This is a genomic window from Trichormus sp. NMC-1 (genome assembly GCF_001858025.1).
In the GTDB taxonomy this organism is placed as follows: domain Bacteria; phylum Cyanobacteriota; class Cyanobacteriia; order Cyanobacteriales; family Nostocaceae; genus Anabaena.
In genome coordinates, this window is the sequence record NZ_LZQD01000004.1 from 140,502 (window position 1) to 160,115 (window position 19,614).

The 19,614-nt window shown below is 37.1% G+C and carries 18 protein-coding genes; 7 read left to right on the forward strand and 11 right to left on the reverse strand.

All coding sequences use genetic code 11. The annotated features are described in order from the left end of the window. Positions 1-6 precede the first annotated feature (6 nt). A complete protein-coding gene (locus A9Y75_RS14415; protein WP_071190247.1) occupies positions 7-1,365 on the reverse strand; it encodes an ATP-binding protein in 1,359 nt (452 codons plus the stop codon). 184 nt (positions 1,366-1,549) lie between these two features. Here A9Y75_RS14415 and A9Y75_RS14420 point away from each other — a divergent pair, with 184 nt between their 5' ends. After that, positions 1,550-2,395, forward strand: coding sequence for a hypothetical protein (locus A9Y75_RS14420; RefSeq protein WP_071190248.1), 846 nt, complete (start codon positions 1,550-1,552; stop codon positions 2,393-2,395). Positions 2,396-2,539: 144 nt separating this feature from the next. Here A9Y75_RS14420 and A9Y75_RS14425 read toward each other — a convergent pair whose 3' ends face one another. From A9Y75_RS14425 to A9Y75_RS14445, 5 genes are all read right to left on the reverse strand, one after another. After that, positions 2,540-2,944: a type II toxin-antitoxin system VapC family toxin gene (locus tag A9Y75_RS14425; RefSeq protein WP_236721415.1), complete on the reverse strand. Its 405-nt coding sequence runs from the start codon at positions 2,942-2,944 to the stop codon at positions 2,540-2,542. After that, positions 2,932-3,189: an AbrB/MazE/SpoVT family DNA-binding domain-containing protein gene (locus A9Y75_RS14430; protein ID WP_071190249.1), complete on the reverse strand. Its 258-nt coding sequence runs from the start codon at positions 3,187-3,189 to the stop codon at positions 2,932-2,934. Before A9Y75_RS14430 ends, A9Y75_RS14425 begins: the two co-directional genes overlap by 13 nt. A gap of 68 nt (positions 3,190-3,257) precedes the next feature. Further along, the gene (locus tag A9Y75_RS14435) at positions 3,258-3,752 is read right to left on the reverse strand and encodes an ureidoglycolate lyase (protein ID WP_071190250.1); all 495 of its coding nucleotides are present in this window, start codon (positions 3,750-3,752) and stop codon (positions 3,258-3,260) included. A 94-nt stretch (positions 3,753-3,846) separates the two neighbouring features. Beyond that, a complete protein-coding gene (locus A9Y75_RS14440; protein WP_071190251.1) occupies positions 3,847-4,272 on the reverse strand; it encodes a hypothetical protein in 426 nt (141 codons plus the stop codon). Positions 4,273-4,524: 252 nt separating this feature from the next. Continuing rightward, positions 4,525-6,162 (reverse strand): CTP synthase, encoded by a 1,638-nt coding sequence (locus A9Y75_RS14445; RefSeq protein WP_071190252.1) that lies wholly within the window; start codon positions 6,160-6,162, stop codon positions 4,525-4,527. A 321-nt stretch (positions 6,163-6,483) separates the two neighbouring features. On the opposite strand from A9Y75_RS14445, the gene A9Y75_RS14450 reads away from it, so the two are divergent. Beyond that, complete coding sequence (locus A9Y75_RS14450; protein ID WP_071190253.1) at positions 6,484-8,232, forward strand: N-acetylmuramoyl-L-alanine amidase; 1,749 nt, start codon at positions 6,484-6,486, stop codon at positions 8,230-8,232. A 513-nt stretch (positions 8,233-8,745) separates the two neighbouring features. Further along, positions 8,746-10,494: an N-acetylmuramoyl-L-alanine amidase gene (locus tag A9Y75_RS14455; RefSeq protein ID WP_071190254.1), complete on the forward strand. Its 1,749-nt coding sequence runs from the start codon at positions 8,746-8,748 to the stop codon at positions 10,492-10,494. 143 nt (positions 10,495-10,637) lie between these two features. On the opposite strand, the gene A9Y75_RS14460 is transcribed toward A9Y75_RS14455, so the two are convergent. From A9Y75_RS14460 to A9Y75_RS14480, 5 genes are all read right to left on the reverse strand, one after another. Next, positions 10,638-11,135, reverse strand: a complete 498-nt coding sequence (locus A9Y75_RS14460; RefSeq protein WP_071190255.1) for a DUF2085 domain-containing protein — start codon at positions 11,133-11,135, stop codon at positions 10,638-10,640. 27 nt (positions 11,136-11,162) lie between these two features. Next, positions 11,163-11,960, reverse strand: a complete 798-nt coding sequence (locus A9Y75_RS14465) for a Uma2 family endonuclease (RefSeq protein ID WP_071190256.1) — start codon at positions 11,958-11,960, stop codon at positions 11,163-11,165. Between the two features lie 137 nt (positions 11,961-12,097). After that, positions 12,098-12,292: a type II toxin-antitoxin system HicB family antitoxin gene (locus A9Y75_RS14470; RefSeq protein WP_071190257.1), complete on the reverse strand. Its 195-nt coding sequence runs from the start codon at positions 12,290-12,292 to the stop codon at positions 12,098-12,100. 118 nt (positions 12,293-12,410) lie between these two features. Continuing rightward, the gene (locus A9Y75_RS29105) at positions 12,411-12,638 is read right to left on the reverse strand and encodes a hypothetical protein (protein ID WP_071190258.1); all 228 of its coding nucleotides are present in this window, start codon (positions 12,636-12,638) and stop codon (positions 12,411-12,413) included. Positions 12,639-12,757: 119 nt separating this feature from the next. Then, positions 12,758-14,869, reverse strand: a complete 2,112-nt coding sequence (locus A9Y75_RS14480; protein ID WP_071190259.1) for a TIGR00300 family protein — start codon at positions 14,867-14,869, stop codon at positions 12,758-12,760. A gap of 391 nt (positions 14,870-15,260) precedes the next feature. On the opposite strand from A9Y75_RS14480, the gene A9Y75_RS14485 reads away from it, so the two are divergent. From A9Y75_RS14485 to A9Y75_RS14500, 4 genes are all read left to right on the forward strand, one after another. Further along, entirely contained in the window at positions 15,261-16,697 is a 1,437-nt protein-coding gene (locus tag A9Y75_RS14485; protein WP_071190260.1) for an ATP-binding protein, read from the forward strand. After that, the gene (locus A9Y75_RS14490; RefSeq protein ID WP_071190261.1) at positions 16,654-17,580 is read left to right on the forward strand and encodes a hypothetical protein; all 927 of its coding nucleotides are present in this window, start codon (positions 16,654-16,656) and stop codon (positions 17,578-17,580) included. Before A9Y75_RS14485 ends, A9Y75_RS14490 begins: the two co-directional genes overlap by 44 nt. After that, positions 17,570-17,752 carry a hypothetical protein gene (locus A9Y75_RS14495; RefSeq protein WP_071190262.1) on the forward strand — a complete coding sequence of 61 codons (183 nt, stop codon included), beginning with the start codon at positions 17,570-17,572 and terminating at the stop codon, positions 17,750-17,752. The genes A9Y75_RS14490 and A9Y75_RS14495 overlap by 11 nt, the downstream gene beginning before the upstream one ends. A gap of 85 nt (positions 17,753-17,837) precedes the next feature. Further along, positions 17,838-19,457, forward strand: a complete 1,620-nt coding sequence (locus A9Y75_RS14500) for a hypothetical protein (RefSeq protein ID WP_071190263.1) — start codon at positions 17,838-17,840, stop codon at positions 19,455-19,457. Positions 19,458-19,614: the final 157 nt, after the last annotated feature.

The window sequence follows — 19,614 nt, forward strand, 5'->3', positions numbered from 1 at the left end:
ATTCCATCAATCTTTACAACAAGTTCTCACATATTCCTTAAAAACTGGAGACAATTTAAACAAGATTTTCTCTTCTTTGATTTTCGTTACTAAATACCGTTGTTGTAAAGATTGTAAACCATTATTAAAATCAACTGACGATAAGTTTAAACTTTGTCTTAATTCTTCCCTCGAAATAGGTTGTATAAATTTACTCATTTGTAATACTATTTCTTGTTCTTTAGGTGATAAATGATTAAATATCTCTGAAAAATGAGACTGCATTTGATTGGTAATATGTAAAGTATTCTCAGCTAAAAAGTCAGCTATTTTACCATCATAATTTTTGTTAATTAACATAGTAATAGTTTTTAAATACATCAAATTACCTTCATATAACTTAATTAAAGTTAACCAGCTTTCCTCATCTTGTAATCCTGTATTTTTTAAAATATCTGTATTGTATAATCCTGATAATTCTAAACATCTAATAGGATATAATTCCTCGTCTAAACATTCCATTTCTGGACATTGTGCTTGACTAATTAATATGAGATTACTTTGATGTTCCGTTTCAGTGATCATCGTGAAAAGGTTTTGGTAATTTTTGTATTCAGGTTGATATTGTCCAGCGAATTCACTATTAGTAAAGATATTCTGCACATTATCAAGAATAATTAAACATTTTTTATCTGTGAAAATATCAAATAATTGTTTTAATTTATCGTCTATAGTATTTTTAGGTTCTTGTTGACAAGTATTTAATAAATCATTGACAAGTAAATCTAATGGTTTAGGAAATTTTAGATTTTTCCAAATAATTACTTCAAATTGATCTAAGTTGAAATCAACAAATTTTTTAACTAGAGTAGTTTTACCAATTCCAGATAGTCCTAATATTGAGATGAAAGGGGTATTTTGATTTAATATCCAGTGATAAAGATTTTGTAATTCAGATTCTCTGTTATAAAATTTGAGTATTTTAGGAGCAAATGTTAAATCATGATAAGATGATTGAGTTTTGTTAGAGTTTTTTGTATTATTTTTATCCTTATAATGTGAAGTTTCTAAATAATAAAAACCATTATTAATACCATTTATATAAATATTATAATTTTCACATGATTCAATATTTAATCTTTTAAAAACAGAACTAAAATTAGATTTTTTTATATCCTCACCTAATGCTTCAGATAAAAATTGCCATAATTCAGAACCCACATCACCCACATGACCTTCAGTAACATGACATTTCTTAGCAATATCATCATAAGTTTCTCTTTGCCAAGTTCCCTCGACTACAGCCTTTTGAACATCATCTAGGTGCTTTCCAGTTTTTTCAACAACTAGCCGATCCACAAATTGTAACACTTCAGTTACATTCATAAAAACTATATAGGATAAAGGTTTCAAGCATTATAGCTTAATCTAAATCCGATTTTTCCGAACTGTTCCGATCTTTTGCTTAACACTTTATAATAAAACTCCCGATCAAATCCAAACTTTTCCTATAGCTAGTTAAATCTTAATTCAGTTATTTTTGATACACACATTTGTCTTTGCAAAAAAAATGACCTTATCAAAGTTTTTAACTACTTTAGGTATAACAACAACTTTAGCTGTATCTTCAATAGTTGGTTTATCTAACACAAAACAAGTTCAAGCTCAACCTAATAGTCCTTATCTAATTCTGGCAAATACTAACATACCTAATTTGGTAATATCCAGTACAGACAACATTCGTGGCTGGAGTTGGAATGGTACTACTGCTTCCTATCTGGCTGTTAATGGGAATGGGGGTAACACTCTTTATGTTCGTTCTTTCGATGGTCAAACATTTGGATCTGTAAGATCAAGTCAAAGCATATCCAGTACAGACAACATTCGTGGCTGGAGTTGGAATGGTACTACTGCTTCCTATCTGGCTGTTAATGGGAATGGGGGTAACACTCTTTATGTTCGTTCTTTCGATGGTCAAACATTTGGATCTGTAAGATCAAGTCAAAGCATATCCAGTACAGACAACATTCGTGGCTGGAGTTGGAATGGTACTACTGCTTCCTATCTGGCTAATAAAAATGGACAGACGGTGGTTTACGTTCGTTCTTTCGATGGTCAAAAATTTGGATCTGTAAGATCAAGTCAAAGCATATCTAGTACGGAGTCATTTCGGGGTTGGAGTTGGAATGGTACTACGGCTTCTTATGTAACGGCTAATGCAAATGGAGGTAACACTCTTTATATTCGTTCTTTCGATGGTCAAAAATTTGGATCTGTGAGATCAAGTCAAAGCATATCTAGTACAGACAGCATTCGAGGTTGGAGTTGGAATGGCATTACAGCTTCCTATGTGGCTACTAATGCGAATGGAGGTAGCACTCTTTATATTCGACCTTTCAATGGTCAAACATTCTAAGATACAAGGTTGAGTTTCGTTTCTCAACCCAATTCTGATATAAAATTTTCATAAAATAAGCGATCGCTTTTTGATTATGAGTTATGAGAGCGATCGCTATTTTGTGTAGGGAGTTTGGAGTGCGATCGCTTTAAATATACTAATTTACAAATCAGGCTTTTTGACTGTTGAATTAGATAAACTCTGAGACTTTTTAATAAATTTTTCATCAAAAGTATAAAACTCTAAACAATGATTACTTGAAGCTAAATGAAAAGCATCTGCAAAATTTAGACCATTTTTATGCCATTTAATAACTTGTAAAATTAACTTTTCATTAGTTAAAGAAACATTAGGTAAACCAAAAACCTTTCTCAAAGCTTGACAAATTTCCAATGGTTTAAATTTGTAAGCAAACCGCAGCACCCATTCAGTTTCTAAAATTACAGTATCAGGAATAAAAATATTTTTATTTTTGAATAATGCTAAACTTTGTTGATACTGTAGTTCATCATCTTTAGTAACCAATCTAATAATAATATTGGTATCAACAGCAATCATTGATTCCATACTTCTTCTATTCCCTGAGCAATCGCTTGATCCATTTCTTCAATTGTTTTGGCTTTTCCTTGATAATTCAAACAACCAGCAACATCATCTAATTTTGTTTCTGGAAAAGTTTTTTTAGGCTTTAATAAAATTCCATCACCCACATTAATGATTATTAATTCTTGGCCATCTTGCCAATGATACTCATCTCTTAAAACTTGGGGAATAGTAACTTGACCTTGACTGGACAGTTTAGTAATTTCCATTGAAATAATTTTTCACTATCTATGGTAATCCAATTTTAACATACATTATTCTTGAATTACGGTTTCCTTTACACCATCTCAAACTCTAATTGATGACTTTTAATAAAATCATGAGTGAAATGATCAACTACATTCGTATCACTCAACTCCAAATTATAAAAATCTACAAACTCATGATCAAAATATGGCCCCGCGTGCCAAGTTCCTACCTCTAACTTAATAAAACAATTTCCTGGAATGCGGAAAACAGCAATTTCTTCTAATCGAGGTTCATTAATATCATTATCAGGTGGACAAACTGCCATTAACCAATCCTTACCTTCTAAAGAACCCAAACATTGAGTACATTGTTCATGACGAGTAATTTTATGAAACTTCCGGCCGTTGTTGTGCAATCGCATAATATAAAAGCGAGGAATGCCATTTTGTAAATTTAAATGTGCATCTTCTGCATCAAAAGCCTTCCCGTCTCCACTAGAAAATATCACCTGTCCATAACGCTGAAAATTCTCTGGTGTGATCAATTCTGCTTTTAACTGTTTTAATGTCCGAGATGCACTCATAAAAAATCCTGTTTATTTTAATGACTTATGTGTTATTGTTGATTATATACTTATTTAAATGCAGTATTTTCCTTGCTGTTCAGTAAGTTCTTAGTCAATCAGGCAAAGAATAACCTGTATGTTTTTGGAGATATCGTACAACCTTTTTGTAAGATTCTGGATTACTTACAGGGTTGATGATAATAGAGAAAGTAACATCCGGCAACCAAAAACTGATCCTGCCATTTTCTTCATAACAAAAAGAACTGATACAGTTGAGATTAATAATATATTCTTTTCTGTCGTAAGTTATAGTTACCCAATAAGTAGTATCTAATTCTATTCCTTGGGCATACTTTATATATTCCGAAATCTTCTGATAATCTTCCCAATTACTATGGGGGTTAATGACGATAGGTATGGAACTATTAGGTACCCAAAAGGTAAGTCTACCGTTCTTTTCATAACAAAAAGCATTTACACGGTCAAAGTTAATTACATATTCTTTCCTTTGGTCTTGTATTTTTACCCAGTAAGCCACAAATTTGCCTCAACACTGACTAGATAATATTACCTTTCCTACAAAGTAATTTTACCCAGTATAGCTGCAAATTTTTTTTTGATTCTGAATTTGTTGCCAAATCCTACCTGATTACCGTTTCAATTTCAAGTTGATACAAAATACATATAGCTGTTGCCAGGTAAAGTACTGACATACACTGAGCATAAAAGCCAGATAAAAACAGACTTTTACGCCTGTTTTGCTATATTTTGTATTTTGTATCAAAAGTTCCTAAGAAACTTCTACAGGTGTGGGGGTAATGGGGGTAGGATGGGCGAGGGAAATAGCAGCGGTCATAAATCCTTTAAATAAAGGATGGGGTGTGCTAGGACGAGATTGAAATTCGGGATGAAATTGGCAAGCGATAAAGAATGGGTGTTGGGGATATTCGACAATTTCCACTAAGCGTCCGTCAGGAGAAGTGCCACTAATGACATAGCCCGACTCTAACAATGGATTACGGTAAACATTGTTAAACTCGTAACGATGGCGATGGCGTTCATAAATTACTTCTTCTTGATATAAGTCAAAGGCGAGGGTGTTGGGAAGGATACGACAAGGATAAAGCCCCAAGCGCATAGTCCCGCCTAAATCAACTACATCCTGCTGTTCAGGCAACAAGTTAATGACTGGGTAGTTAGTATAAGGATCAAATTCGGCACTATTAGCATCGACTAGTCCCTCTACATTTCTCGCCCATTCAATCACGGAACATTGCATTCCTAAGCATAAACCTAAGAAGGGGATTTGGCGATCGCGTGCGTATTTAATCGCCGCAATTTTTCCATCTATACCCCGGCTACCAAAACCACCGGGAACAATGATTCCATCAACACCTGCAAGATAGTTTTCTGCTGGTTCATTTTCCAAAGCTTCGGAGTTCACCCACCGCAAACGCAAATCCCCGTGAGTAGCAATAGCGGCATGGCGTAAAGATTCGACTACAGATAGATAAGCATCACTTAACCGCACATATTTACCAACAATGGCAATTTCGACGGTGTATTTAGGACTATACATCCGTTCTACCATTGTTTCCCACTGAGTCAAATTGGGTTGGCGTTGTTCCATTTGCAGTAAGTCTAAGGCTTGTTCTGCTAATCCTTCCCGTTCTAAAATCAGGGGTACTTCATAGATACTACTAGCATCTTGGCAAGTAATGACGCATTCTACTGGTACATCACAAAATTCTGATAATTTCTGTTTTAAGCCGACAGGGATAGTGCGATCGCTCCGACAAACTAAAATATCTGGTTGAATCCCAATAGATCTAAGTTCTTTGACAGAATGCTGTGTTGGCTTGGTTTTCATTTCCCCGGCTGAGGCTATCCAAGGCAATAGAGTGACGTGCATATATAATACATTCTGCCGTCCAACTTCTTTGCGTAACTGACGAATTGCTTCCAAAAATGGCAGTGATTCAATATCACCCACAGTACCACCAATTTCAGTAATTACCGCTGAGGGATTAGTTTCTTTAGCAACTCTAATAATCCGCTCTTTAATCTCATTAGTAATATGAGGAATGACCTGAACTGTGCCGCCATTATAGTCGCCCCGGCGTTCTTTATTAATAACTGACTGATAAATTAAGCCAGTAGTAACGCTGTTTAATCGGGACATTGAAGTATCAGTAAAGCGCTCGTAATGTCCCAAGTCCAAGTCTGTTTCTGCACCATCTTGGGTGACAAAAACTTCTCCATGTTGAAAGGGACTCATCGTGCCTGGATCAACGTTAATATAGGGATCGAGTTTGAGAATCGATACCGAATAATCCCGCGATTTAAGCAATCGTCCCAGACTTGCTGCTACAATGCCTTTACCAATACTGGAAACAACGCCTCCAGTTACAAAGATAAACTTAGTCATAGTATTTTCAATTTCTAGTAACTTCTAAAAATACATCCCGTTTCCGGAGGGTGAAAGTGTGTTTACGCCTGAAGACTAGTGTGAGTGGTAAGTTATCATTTATCAGTAGCTTTAAAAGTCTGAGCTTACAAGCTTTCAAGCTAATTTCATCTGCTCAATGATTTCTGCTGTACTGCACTAGTATGAAGGATGAATTAACCCTCACAGATAAATCCATGTCTTTTGATCCGATTTATTTGCGTCTGTTTTCATCCTTGATTTTTTATTCATTCTTGGTTATTGTCCCACAATTACTATCATGAAATCTTCTGTATTTTTGCAGTGAACAAACTATTAGTATTAGTAGTATTTAACTTTCTCTCTACCTCCTCAGTGGCTTTAGCACAAACCTCTCTAGTAGTAGTTTTTCCCCCAACAAACTACCAAACCAGTACAGAAAAAATATTTTTTATTGGTACAGCACCAGTCAAGGGGCAAGTTCTCATCAATGGTAAGCCAGTTAGCCGTAGCAAAACTGGTCATTTTTCCCCAAGTTTCCCCTTACAGGTGGGGGAGAATCTGTTTAAAGTTACTTACCAAAATCAGGAACGAGAGGTTAAGGTAACAAGGCTTTCTACTCCACCAGAATTACCGCCAGGTTTAGGCTTTGCTAAAGATTCTCTGACTCCAGCGGCTGATATTGCTAGATTACCAGGAGAACTGATATGTTTTGGGGCTATTGCACCTCCTCAAGCGACTGTCTCTGTGAAGTTGGCTAATCAAACCATTCCCTTATCACCACAACCACCACAGGCGCAATTACCTGCTAATTCAGCTGTACTAACGGGAAGAAATCAACCAACTACATCTAGTCCTAGCAAATATCAAGGCTGCACAACAGTGGCCAATGCTGCTGATTTGGGACAACCTCAATTTAGTTTGACATTGAATGGTAATACTGCTATTCAACTTGGTGAGGGTAAAATTCAAATTCTTACACCTGCAAAACTGCCAGTTACTGAGGTGACAGTAGCATCAGGTGTGGCTCGGACTGGACCCAGTACAGATTATTCACGACTCACACCGCTACCCAAAGGGACAAGGGCAACAGTTACAGGTAGAGAAGGTGATTGGTTACGCTTAGACTATGGGGGTTGGATTAATAGTAAAGAAACCAAAATTCTACCCGGTGCAGTTCCTCCACAAACAATAATTCGTAGTGTTGGCTATCGTCAACTAGCTGGAGCAACAGAGATAATTTTTCCATTACAAGCGGCTGTACCTGTGAGTGTAGAACAAAGCGATGATCGCTCCTTCACTCTCATTCTCTACAATACCACTGCCCAAACAGACACCATTCGCCTTGATGATGACCCCTTAATTTCTCGCCTAGATTGGCAACAGATGAACCCCAAACAGGTTAAATACACCTTTAACCTCAAAAAGCTCCAACAGTGGGGCTATAAGCTGAGATACGACAATACAACACTGGTGTTAACTTTGCGTCATGCACCGAATATTCAGAATAAAAAACCCTTATCTGGCATCAAGATTTTACTCGATCCGGGACATGGTGGTAAAGAATCTGGTTCCAGTGGACTGCCGGGATATTTAGCAAAAGATGTAAATTTGGTGTTATCAAAGTTACTGCGGGATGAGTTGGTGAAGCGTGGTGCAACAGTGGTGATGACAAGGGAGGATGATCGGGATGTGTCTTTAGTCGAACGTCAGGAGATCATTAGTAAAGAAGAACCTGCCATTTCTCTTTCCATCCATTACAACTTTTTAGCTGATGATAGTAAAGTAGAAAAAACCAGGGGTTTGGTGAGTTTTTGGTATCATCCCCAAGCACACAGCCTCGCAGTATTTTTACATAATTACGTGGTTAACAAACGCCTTGAACCTTCTTATGGCGTGTTTTGGAATAATTTAGCCCTGACTCGTCCCTCTGCTGCACCTGCGGTTTTATTAGAGTTTCGTTTGATGAGTAATGCTGATGAGTTTGAGGAGGTAGTCAATTCTCAACAACAGAGGAAAATTGCTAAGACGTTGGCTGATGGGGTGACAGAATGGTTTAAGATGACAAAATAGAATATTGGTTATTTGACAACATTCACTCTAAGGCGACTGGAAGTCGCGGCTATACAGACAAAACCCACCTCCGTGGGTTTCAAACCCTTGCTTTTTCATTAGTCCACGCAGGTGGTGAGACCAGTCCTGTAGGCGGGTTTCCCGCCGTAGGGAACTGGCGAACCCGAAGGGACTTTGCTTGTGTAGTAGCGATTTTTAATCGCCCAAAACTATACAGACAAACCCTTAATTTTTCATTAGTCCACGCAGGTGGTGAGACCAGTCCTGTAGGCGGGTTTCCCGCCGTAGGGAACTGGCGAACCCGAAGGGACTTTGCTTGTATAGTAGCGATTTTTAATCGCCCAAAACTATACAGACAAACCCTTAATTTTTCATTAGTCCACGCAGGTGGTGAGACCAGTCCTGTAGGCGGGTTTCCCGCCGTAGGGAACTGGCGAACCCGAAGGGACTTTGCTTGTATAGTAGCGATTTTTAATCGCCCAAAACTATTATTAAATATTTGGTATTTTTACCGTGAAAAAACTTTTAGGATTAGTAATATTTAGCTCTATTTTCACATCTTCCCTGGTGGTGGCACAAAAACCATCGCTTTTAGTGGTTTATCCTCCAGCAAACCACAAAACCAGTACAGAAAAAATCTTTTTTATCGGTACAGCACCAGCAGATGGACAGGTTCTCATCAATGGTAGACAAATTAACCGCAGTCAGTCTGGTCATTTTGCGCCTAGTTTCCCCTTAAAATTAGGGGAGAATGTATTTAAGGTACGTTACCAAAATCAGGAACGTGAGATTAAGGTAACAAGGCTTTCTACTCAACCAGAATTACCACAAGGTTTAGGTTTTGCTAAAGATTCTCTAACTCCCGCTGTGGATATTGCTAGACTACCAGGAGAATTGATTTGTTTTGGTGCGATCGCGCGTCCGCAAGCTAATGTTTCTGTTAAACTGGCCAATCAAATTGTTAATCTTTCACCTCAACCTGCAAAAGCACAATTACCTGCTAATTCCAGCATTTTAACCGGGCGCAATCAGGCTACTATTTCTAATATTAGCAAATACCAAGGTTGTACAACTATTGCAAATCCTGGGGATGTGGGAAAACCTCAATTTAGTTTGACATTAAACGGTCAGACTATGACGGAAACTGGTAAGGGTAAAGTTGAAATTCTTGCACCTGTACAGTTACCAGTTGTAGAAGTAACAGCCGCATCAGGAGTTGCACGCACGGGTTCTAGTACCGATTATTCCCGACTGACACCATTACCAAAAGGAACAAGGGCAAGCGTTACAGGTAAAGATGGTGATTGGTTACGGTTAGATTATGGGGCTTGGATCAATAGTAAAGAAACCAAAATTATACCAGGTGCAGTTCCCCCACAAACAGTAATTCGCAGTGTGGGATATCGTCAACTAGCTGGAGTCACAGAGATACGTTTCCCCTTGCAAATGCCTGTACCTGTGAGTGTGGAACAGGGAAATAGCAATTTTACTCTCACTCTTTACAATACCATTGCTCAAACTGATACCATTCGTCTAGATGATGATCCCCTCATTTCTCGCCTAGATTGGCAACAGGTGAATCCTCAGCAGGTCAAATATACCTTTAACCTCAAAAAGCTCCAACAGTGGGGGTATAACCTGAAATACGACAACACAACCCTGGTCTTGAGTTTGCGTCATGCACCGAATATTCAGAATAGAAAACCCTTATCTGGTATCAAGATTTTACTTGATCCGGGTCATGGTGGTAAAGAATCTGGTGCAATTGGTCCTACGGGATATCCAGAAAAAGATGTCAATTTGGTGGTTTCTAAATTACTGCGGGATGAGTTAGTACAGCGTGGTGCAAAAGTGGTGATGACAAGAGAAGATGATCGAGATGTGTCTTTGGTGGAACGTCAGGAGATAATTAGTAAAGAACAACCTGCGATCGCTCTTTCTATCCATTATAATGCTTTACCTGATAATGGTGATGCGGAAAAGACTAAGGGGTTTGGTACTTTTTGGTATCACACTCAATCACATAACCCCGCAGTATTTTTACATAATTACGTGGTTAAGAAACTGCGTAAACCTTCTTATGGTGTGTTTTGGAATAATTTAGCCTTGACTCGTCCTGCTGCTGCACCTTCGGTATTATTGGAATTGGGTTTTATGAGTAACCCCTATGAGTTTGAGGAGATAGTCAACCCCCAAGAACAGAAGAAAATGGCGAAGACCTTAGCTGATGGGGTGACAGAGTGGTTTAAAATGGCGAAATAGGATATTTAATAATGACTATTTTCTTCAGAATCAGGATTTACAGGATGTTTTTAATACTCAAATTTGCAAATTCTTGATGTTGATCCAAATAAAATCCTGTTCATCCTTTAATCCTGAACATCCTGATTCTGACAGTTCCTTAATTATCTACGAAAATGGAAAATTGGCATAGTAAATAAACCCCAAGCCAAACCAGTAATTAAACCAAAAGGAGTAACAATATAATTATTAAAATCCCATAAATCGAAAATCTGCGCTGCTAATTCCCACGGATAAGCCATCATTAATACACTAGCAAAAGCAGCACCATTCCAACCATATTGACTTAACCAAAAAACGCCTTTTCCATTAGTTACCGCATAGAAAATCCGAGTAATTAATAACCCCGTCACAGTTCCATAACAGCGCATACAAACCGCCATAATAAAAGGTGAAGATAACTCCAAACCCATACTAGGCTGTGGACAGACATGATTACCCATAAAGTAAATAATGTCCGCAATACCCGGAAGCAAAAACACACTAGACGCAGCCAAAAAAGGAGCAATAGGGGGACCAAAAACCATCCCAGCTAACAGGAAATCAGCAAAAAAACTTACCAAATTAATCTGTAAACCCCTTGACAAAATAACCCTTTGCATCTTCCTTCCTTTACGCGAAAAAATTTCTTAATCTATTGTATCTGGATCAATACCCATTTCTCGCAATCGTGCTGCTAATTGTGCTGCTTTGTATTCTGCTTGTTCAGCCCTTTGTTGTTGTTGTTCAGCCCTGAATCTTTCTAACTGGGCTTCTTCCTTACCCACCAATAATAAATTACCATCTAAATCCCACCAGCGCAGCCAAAGTTGTTCAGGATTATTTAAATAACTTCCTTGCCATAATCCTAATTCTACACCTAAAGGGGGAATTTGGTAATGTCCGCGTTCGTTAGGTTGCATTTTTTGGTAAGAAAAATCTACCAAGTGATAAACTTCTAATTTATCATTATTGACTTCATAAATAGCATAATAGGGAATGCGGATAATGCGTTCATATACCCAAAATTTACCAGGTTTTTCACCTTCCTGTAAACCTGTGAGAGGTGTGGTATCTCGTTCTTCTTCACCATTACCACTGGCTAATTCTATCGCAATTAATGGGGGTATATATTCCCGCCATAATACATAAGAACGGCGAATTTTACCTGCTAATCTTGGTGCTACATCAGGGACATAAAACCAATCTGGTGCTACTGTACCTTTTTCTGGTGGTTCGGTTTCGCGCCAATAAATACCACAATCTTGACCTATACAAAATTGTCCATCTGGATGTAACTTTTGTAAAGTTTGAATAATTGAATCTGTGATGATTATGCTTTGGGGATGTTCTTGAAAGTTCTTCACAAAAGTACCATCAGACTCTGGTAGTTGAGTATGATCAGGAAACTGCGGTGGTATGGCAATATCAGCCAGGGTTTCACTCATACTATTTAAAGGATTGCAGTTGTTAATTTAATATTATATCAGGAAATAAGTAACAACGATTATCTAAGAAGTTGGGGATCTTGGGGGTTGTGATTGTCAGAATCAGGATGTCCAGGATTTGAGGATTTACAGGATTTTTATCCATAAAAATTATGATTGTTTTCTTTCTCCAATTCCAATAAGACCTTAGCTACATCTTCAGCAATTTCTAAAGCTTCTTGTACTGTTTTACCTTCTGCCACTAAACCTTGTAAATCATCACTTGTAGCTACAAAATATTCTTGTTCATCTTCAATAATTTTTTCAATTTTGAGTCGAATTAGGGTTCGCATTTAGTTAACCTTGATAGTGAGTACAGGAATAAATGGTACTACTTATAGTATAATTCTCTGTGTCTTCTGTGCTTGGAGTGGTTCGTTTATTCAATGAAATTGAACTCAAATAAAGATATTAAAATTTACCCCATTCTTCAGTTGTGGGTGTGGTAATATCTTCAAAATATTGAACCTTACCACGGAGGGAATTAAATAATTCTGCTGTTGAACTTTTGACAGCAATATTTTCTGGTGTTGTAGTTTCTATAAAAGTAATTAAAACTTCACTTTCTAATATATTTTTCGGAATTTCAGCTAACTCAATTTTTCCATTTTTATAGATTCCTTTCACAGTTTGTAACATCACTAATTATCTCCTTATGTTTTTTATATTATAATTCTCTGCGACTCTGCGCCTCTGCGTGAAAAAAAACAAAGACACAAAAACCCTTAGCGTCTTTGCGTCTTTGCGTGAGATATTCCTTAACCTACATTAGCAACATAAGGACTCGTCAACTTATCCAATTGCTGAGTTAACAGACTGAGGAACAAACCCACATCAGTCACCACACCTACAGATTCTATTGAACCGCGATCGCTCAATTTTGTCACCACAGCCGGATTAATGTCCACACAAACCATCTTCACACCCGCAGGAGTCATATTCCCTACCCCAATAGAATGCAGCATAGAAGACAGCATCAAAATCATATCCGCACCTTCAATGATTTTAGAATATTCCTGTTGTGCTAAAATCAGGTTCATTTGCGTATCTGGTAAAGGTCCATCATCCCGAATTGAACCAGCGAGAGAAAAGGGAATGTTATTTTTTACACATTCATACATCACCCCGCTTTTCACCACTCCCGCTTCTACAGCTTTAGCAATGCTTCCAAAACGGCGGATAGTATTAATTACCTTCAAATGATGTCGGTGGCCACCACGCACAGCCACACCCCTCTTCATATCCACACCCAGGGATGTTCCCAGCAGGTTTTGTTCCATATCATGAACAGCGATCGCATTTCCGCCTAAAAGACCTTGAACGTAACCTTCCCGAACTAACCGACATAGATGTTCACCACCACCGGTGTGAATCACCACAGGACCAGCCGTGACAACTACTTTACCGCCGCTATCCTTAATTTTACGTAATTCCCAAGCTACTTGTTCAACGACTAATTCCACCCGTCTTTCACTGGAAACACCGGAAGACATGAAGCTGAACTCTTGAGAATTGCGTTGTTCTCGTGATTCGGCTTTGCGGACAGTGCGGATACCTAAAACATCAACTACGACGCGATCGCCTATTTCCAAATCACGCAATAGCTTACACTTAGCTACTATACCATCGGCAGTTTGAGAAATAGCGATCGCACCATCCATGCGTTGATTCTGCACTTTCAGCCATTCCCCATTTACCCGTATTTCAGTCGGATAAATCGTGCTGACATAGAAATCATCAGGAGCAACACCCGCTTGGATCACAGGTTCTAACTTAGCATCCCGTTCATCTTGGGGTAAATCAACCGCACCCAAATCAATCAACTGAGATATAATCTCTTCCATCACCTCATGGGATGGTGCAGATACCCTCACCTCAGCCGCAGATGTACTTTGACGTTGTTCTCCCAAGTTGAATTTGAGAACTTGGAAACTTCCCCCCATTTCCACAATCAAATCTAAAGCGCGGTTAATCAAACCTGCATCTAGCAAATGTCCTTCCATGCGAATGACACGACTTTCTACGGATGCGTTAGCGTGAATTTCATCACCAATGGGTTCTGTTACCCGCAAAGTCAAGCATTTAGCCGCACCACCAGCTTTGAGAAATTCGGTTAAAGGCGTTTCAATGACTTGAAAACCAACTTCAGCCAAACGTGATTTTAGATTCTCACTGGCTTTGTTCATAATCACGATGCTATCAACATTCACCGCATTACAAGCAAAATTAACAGCATCAGCTTCTTCAATAGCGATCCGCTTTTCCGGTGCAACACGCATTTCAATGACGCGATTAGAGTAGGAATCAAAAGCACCAGGGTAATACAGCAAATAACCATTAGCTAACGGACAGAAGCAGGTATCAAGGTGATAAAAACGCTCATCCATCAACCGCAAAGAAATCACCTCAATGTCCAGCCATTTAGCCAGGTAGGGGTGAGAATCTAATTCTGACCGGAAACCGTATCCAGCCCATAACCACCGCCCTTCCCGGTCTAGGAGTGCATCACCAGCACCTTCAAAGGGCAGGTCTTTGGGAAGTGTGTAAACATTAAAACCATTATTTTCAAACCACTGTTGAAAATACGGTTCTTCACCTTGACGTTCTTTATGTAAAAAGCGGCTGAGAACGACATTTTCACCGAGGACTAAACCCGCATTGGCACTGAATACCATATCAGGCCAACCTTTTTCTGGGGCAACTAAATCAACAATGGCATGATTTTTGATAACATTGTATAATTTATTCCATTGTTCCACCGCGCGATCGCGTGAGGATTTGTGAATATTCCCTTCCATCCACGGATTAATCACATAATCCACATCGTAATGGTCAGGAGCGCACATTAAAAACCGAATTTGGGAAACCATAAAAATTTTTACTTCGCTTTTCAGTAATCTCTTCTGGATACAGAGTTTTGGTGTTCTACTTCTGTCAAATCTGCTACTTAATCGCTACCTTCTGTTTTTGGTAGGCTTTATAAGGCGATCGCTTCACTCGCCGTAGGCATCGTTATTATTCTATTACCACTAGGGACAATGTGAGAGAATAAAGCAAAAAATGTGTTATGAGGGATGTTAGAGTATGGCTAATAAGCGTGTGCAAAAGCATATTTTATGTAACAAGGTAAGTATAGTTTTTTTCTCGACATCATCAACTAAAACTTATTAAAGTTATAAAATCAAACGAGTGATATCGAAATTAGAGATAAAATGAAACAGCATCCTTAATAGTATTTCTATATTGGAATATAGGCGAAACATGAAAATCAAATTCTCAAATTTAGGCGGTATTCAAGAAACAGAGTTAGATTTGCGTCCTCTGACAGTAATTATTGGACCGAATAATTCAAATAAAACCTATATTGCCTATTCTACCTACGGTTTATGGCAGCGTGCTGGTAGAATTTTACGTATCCCATCATATACTTCTCATAATTTAAAAATTAATCAGCAAGGAGAAGGTACTTGGTCTTTGACAATAGATAATAATCTACTTGATTTATTTGTAAAGGATGTGGAAGAAACAGCAAAAAATTTTAAAGGAAGTACGTTAGAATCATTTTTTCAAGATTCTAGTCGCAAGCTTTTTTTGGAAACATCATTTCAAATAATCATTTCTCGTCAAGAAGTGGAAAATGCAATACATCAACTAATTCAACAGAAAGTTTTTGATGTTATGGGTGAAACTTCTATAAAAATTAGCCGACAAGATAATATTTTATTTTTTAAGATAGATAGTGAAATTGAGGAAATAGATATAAGCTCAAATAATAAATTTACTGATTTAAACAATAGAATAAAGTTGTCATTTATACTTATTATTAAAGCAATACTTTTTTCTAATGCCTTTCCATTTCCGGCTGAACGAAATGCTTTTGTAAATACCTATAAAATATTAGCAAATAGGCGTTACAAAATTCTTAAAGACACTCAAAGAGAATTGTTTAATAGTAGTTCAATAAGACAACTTGAATTACTAACAGAACAAGGGGATATTCTTTATCCACAACCAGTAGAAGATTTTTTAGATTTCTTATCTGAAATAGAAATTCAAAAAATACCGAAAATTAATCCAAGTGATAAGAATGAATTTCAGAGGTTAGCTGATGAAATTGAGGAACAACTACAAAACAAAAATAAAACTAATCTAAAATCTACTAAACTAGGTGGAAAAGAAATTAAAGTTTCAGTTAAAAAAGGTTTAGAAATTGATATATATAATGCTTCATCTTCTATTAAACAACTTGCACCATTATTGTTATATTTAAGATATCGTGCAAGTAAAGGTGATTTTCTGGTAATAGATGAACCAGAGATGAACTTACACCCAGAATCACAAGCAAAACTACTGGAAGCATTATCTATCCTTGTTAATCTTGGTGTGAGAATTTTACTCACAACCCATAGTCCATATATTATGGCACATTTGAATAATTTAGTTAATGGTAATCATGAAAATCCTGAAATATTAAAACGTCAATCTTCATCTTTATATCTTCAAGATGACAGAGCATTTTTACCTATGGATAAAGTTAGTGCGTATGAAATGAAAGATAATAAATTAGTCTCATTAAATGATCCAGACTATGGTATAAGATGGGATACTTTAAGTGATGTTTCTGTAGATATTCAACAAAAGTTTTTTCAAATTTATGAAGCAGGACAAGAAAAACCAGATGAAGAAACAGAAGAATAGTCCTGCTCAAATTCTCAAGGATAAAAAAGATAAACTAGACTGGCAAAATTTTAACTTTCTAGAAAATCTGCTAGTGTTCTGTACAGTACCAGGAAGAAGTGTTCCTAAAGAAAGTGGTGTACATTTTCGGATAAGTTTAGATTCTCAAAATAAATCTATATGTATTTTATTTGAAATAGATAGAAGAAATGATCCTCTTATCAGAAATCAAGCATTAAAGCGTCCAGATTATATGTCTCTTTATGTTGATGCTAATTCTTGCATTTGCACCATTATTGAAATGAAAGGTAAGAATCACAACTCTTTAGAAAATGGAATTGAACAAATTTTAAAATTGAAAGAAATTTTACAAACTGAAATTTCCAATCATTTACCTAGCAAACTAAAGGTTAAATATCAAGGAATTTTATTAACTCCATATAATTCACAAGTTCCCTCTAAAAAAATAGTAGAAGTAGCTTCAAAAGGTTTTATTATTTTACCAATTCAATATGATAATAAAGCAGAATTATATCCTTATGTTTCAAAGAAAAATAAACTAACCGAAATAAGTAAAAAATATAATCATCAAGAAATTACTGAATCAACAGCTTTGCTTATTGAAGAAATTTTAACAACAATAGCATTACCAAAACGTATACATGATGAATACTATTCTAGCAATTTTCTAGTTGGGAATGATAGAGAAGGGATTTATATTAACTATTTATTACCAAATGATACCGATTATATAACTTTATTTGCGAATACAAAATATACTGAAATTAATATAGATGAAAATGAATACAAAGAGAACATAAAAAATGAATTAGAGTTACTTAATCTGATAAATAGATTAGCGATAAAGTTTTCAAATAACCCAATATCAAATTATGATAACTAAGACAGTTACTAATCAAAACTTTAAAATACTGTTACAAGGTTTAGTAAAAGCTTCCGAGAGTCAAATGAAATTAATTTTAGCTGAACGTGAAGTAGTACAACTAGAAGCACAATTAACTCCTAAAATTATCGCTTCTCTTCAACAACGAATAAGTAACACGACTAGAGTGTGAACCAAAAAACACACAAACTACATAATTTAGCAGAGCAATCATGGTAGATTGTTACACAGCTAAACCTTGATAACTTGATAAAAATATGCAAAACAGAAACAGTAGCTTTCTAGTTGGTAACACCAGAGGAGACAATGTTCTCCGCTTCGATGCTGCTACAGGTAACTATTTAGGAGAGTTTATCACTGCTGGACTTGGTGGACTCAAAAATCCTGACACCTTGCTTTTTGGACCCGATGGAAACGATGACGGTAAAAGCGAACTTTATGTGGCCAGTGGTTCAGAACCAGGAAGTTCCTCTATTTTAAGGTTTGACGGACAAACTGGTAATTTTATTGATGTCTTTATCGGCGATAATCCAGATACAGACATAGATGAAACCGGGGGTTTGATTCGTCCCTACGGAGTTGCTTATGGACCAGATGGAAATTTTTACGTTTCCAGTTTTCTCAGTGATCAAATATTACGCTACAACGGTGAAACTGGAGAATTTATTGATATTTTCGCTCAGGGAAATGGTCAAGCAGGTGGTTTAAATGGAGCAAACGGGCTACTGTTTATTAATAACAGTCTCTATGTTACAACTCAAGGTAGTGTAGCTACAGTTAATTCTGATACTGGAGAAGTTTCCGCTGATTTTAGTGCAGGTTTTTCTAGTCAAGTTTTACGTTATGATTCACTAGCAGCAGGAACAACACCCACAATTTTTGCTACACCTCAACCTTCACCAGATAGTTTTGATTTTGTCAGTTTGCTAGGTTTAGCTGTTGGTAAAGATGGTGACTTATATGTGAGTGATTTTGCCAATGATATTCTACGCTATGACTTGGAAACTGGGGATTTAGTAGATAGGCTTTCTACAAATTATACAACTGATACGCCACCCAGTAATAATTTTATTGGTAGTCTGGCTTTTGCGCCTAATGGTGATTTGCTCACCGTTGGTTTTGATTTTACTACCGACAATCAAGGTGCAATTCTTCAGTATGACACTGAAGTTGCTTCACCTGTTAACCCTTATGAGGTTTTAGTTCCCACAAACCCAATTCTTGAACGTCCTGTTGGTATAACTTTTTTCCCCACAGAAAGCAAGTTAGTATTTGGAACTTCGGGAAATGATGATTTAAAAGCAGGTGTGGATTTAGAAGCTGTTGTCGATATTGTCTTTACTGGTGCTGGTGATGATAAGGTTGACTTGGCTATCAAAAGTTATGCTAGTGATAACCGCGTCTTCTTAGGTAGTGGTAATGACATCATAGATGTTAATGACCAGGATAGGGCTTTCGGTGGTTCCGGTGATGATATTTTTGATGCTACCGATAGTAAAGGTGATAATCGAATGTCAGGCGGTGCAGGGAATGATACCTTTTTTGTTGGTAGTGGCGATAGGGCTTTGGGAGGTGCAGGTGCGGATCTATTTGTTGTTCAGTCCGGTGGTGATAATCTATTAGCCGGTGGTGCTGGTGCTGACGAGTTCCAGATTGTTACCGTTGAACTACCAGATGCAGCTAATACAATTTTAGATTTTCAGGTTGGTATTGATGTTATCAGTATCGCTGGTGCTGCTGGACTTGGTATTTCCGCCACTACTTTGGTTTTGCAGGAAATTGGTGGCAACACAGAGATTAGCTTTGGTAATAAAACTCTAGCCATTCTCAATGATGTTACTGGCTTAAATGTTGAACTTGTCAGATTTAACAGCTAAAGCTACTGACATCCGAATAAAATACTCACCCTGAACAATTGTTAATATAAAGTTATGTAACAGTTTTAGCAAATTTCCCCCCATTAACTAATTTCTATGACATCATGAAATCTGAGAAGTAATTCGGCGACCGCGTTTGTTTTTAATATTGATAGGC

What these genes read in the sequence shown, in the direction of transcription:
- A9Y75_RS29105 (WP_071190258.1), bottom strand. Translation starts at nt 12,638, where the DNA reads ATGTTACAAACTGTGAAAGGAATCTATAAAAATGGAAAAATTGAGTTA.
- A9Y75_RS14445 (WP_071190252.1), bottom strand. Translation starts at nt 6,162, where the DNA reads ATGACTAAGTTTATCTTTGTAACTGGAGGCGTTGTTTCCAGTATTGGT.
- A9Y75_RS14430 (WP_071190249.1), bottom strand. Translation starts at nt 3,189, where the DNA reads ATGGAAATTACTAAACTGTCCAGTCAAGGTCAAGTTACTATTCCCCAA.
- A9Y75_RS14500 (WP_071190263.1), top strand. Translation starts at nt 17,838, where the DNA reads ATGCAAAACAGAAACAGTAGCTTTCTAGTTGGTAACACCAGAGGAGAC.
- A9Y75_RS14420 (WP_071190248.1), top strand. Translation starts at nt 1,550, where the DNA reads ATGACCTTATCAAAGTTTTTAACTACTTTAGGTATAACAACAACTTTA.
- A9Y75_RS14485 (WP_071190260.1), top strand. Translation starts at nt 15,261, where the DNA reads ATGAAAATCAAATTCTCAAATTTAGGCGGTATTCAAGAAACAGAGTTA.
- A9Y75_RS14435 (WP_071190250.1), bottom strand. Translation starts at nt 3,752, where the DNA reads ATGAGTGCATCTCGGACATTAAAACAGTTAAAAGCAGAATTGATCACA.
- A9Y75_RS14490 (WP_071190261.1), top strand. Translation starts at nt 16,654, where the DNA reads ATGAAGCAGGACAAGAAAAACCAGATGAAGAAACAGAAGAATAGTCCT.
- A9Y75_RS14480 (WP_071190259.1), bottom strand. Translation starts at nt 14,869, where the DNA reads ATGGTTTCCCAAATTCGGTTTTTAATGTGCGCTCCTGACCATTACGAT.
- A9Y75_RS14460 (WP_071190255.1), bottom strand. Translation starts at nt 11,135, where the DNA reads ATGCAAAGGGTTATTTTGTCAAGGGGTTTACAGATTAATTTGGTAAGT.
- A9Y75_RS14415 (WP_071190247.1), bottom strand. Translation starts at nt 1,365, where the DNA reads ATGAATGTAACTGAAGTGTTACAATTTGTGGATCGGCTAGTTGTTGAA.
- A9Y75_RS14425 (WP_236721415.1), bottom strand. Translation starts at nt 2,944, where the DNA reads ATGGAATCAATGATTGCTGTTGATACCAATATTATTATTAGATTGGTT.
- A9Y75_RS14495 (WP_071190262.1), top strand. Translation starts at nt 17,570, where the DNA reads ATGATAACTAAGACAGTTACTAATCAAAACTTTAAAATACTGTTACAA.
- A9Y75_RS14470 (WP_071190257.1), bottom strand. Translation starts at nt 12,292, where the DNA reads ATGCGAACCCTAATTCGACTCAAAATTGAAAAAATTATTGAAGATGAA.
- A9Y75_RS14465 (WP_071190256.1), bottom strand. Translation starts at nt 11,960, where the DNA reads ATGAGTGAAACCCTGGCTGATATTGCCATACCACCGCAGTTTCCTGAT.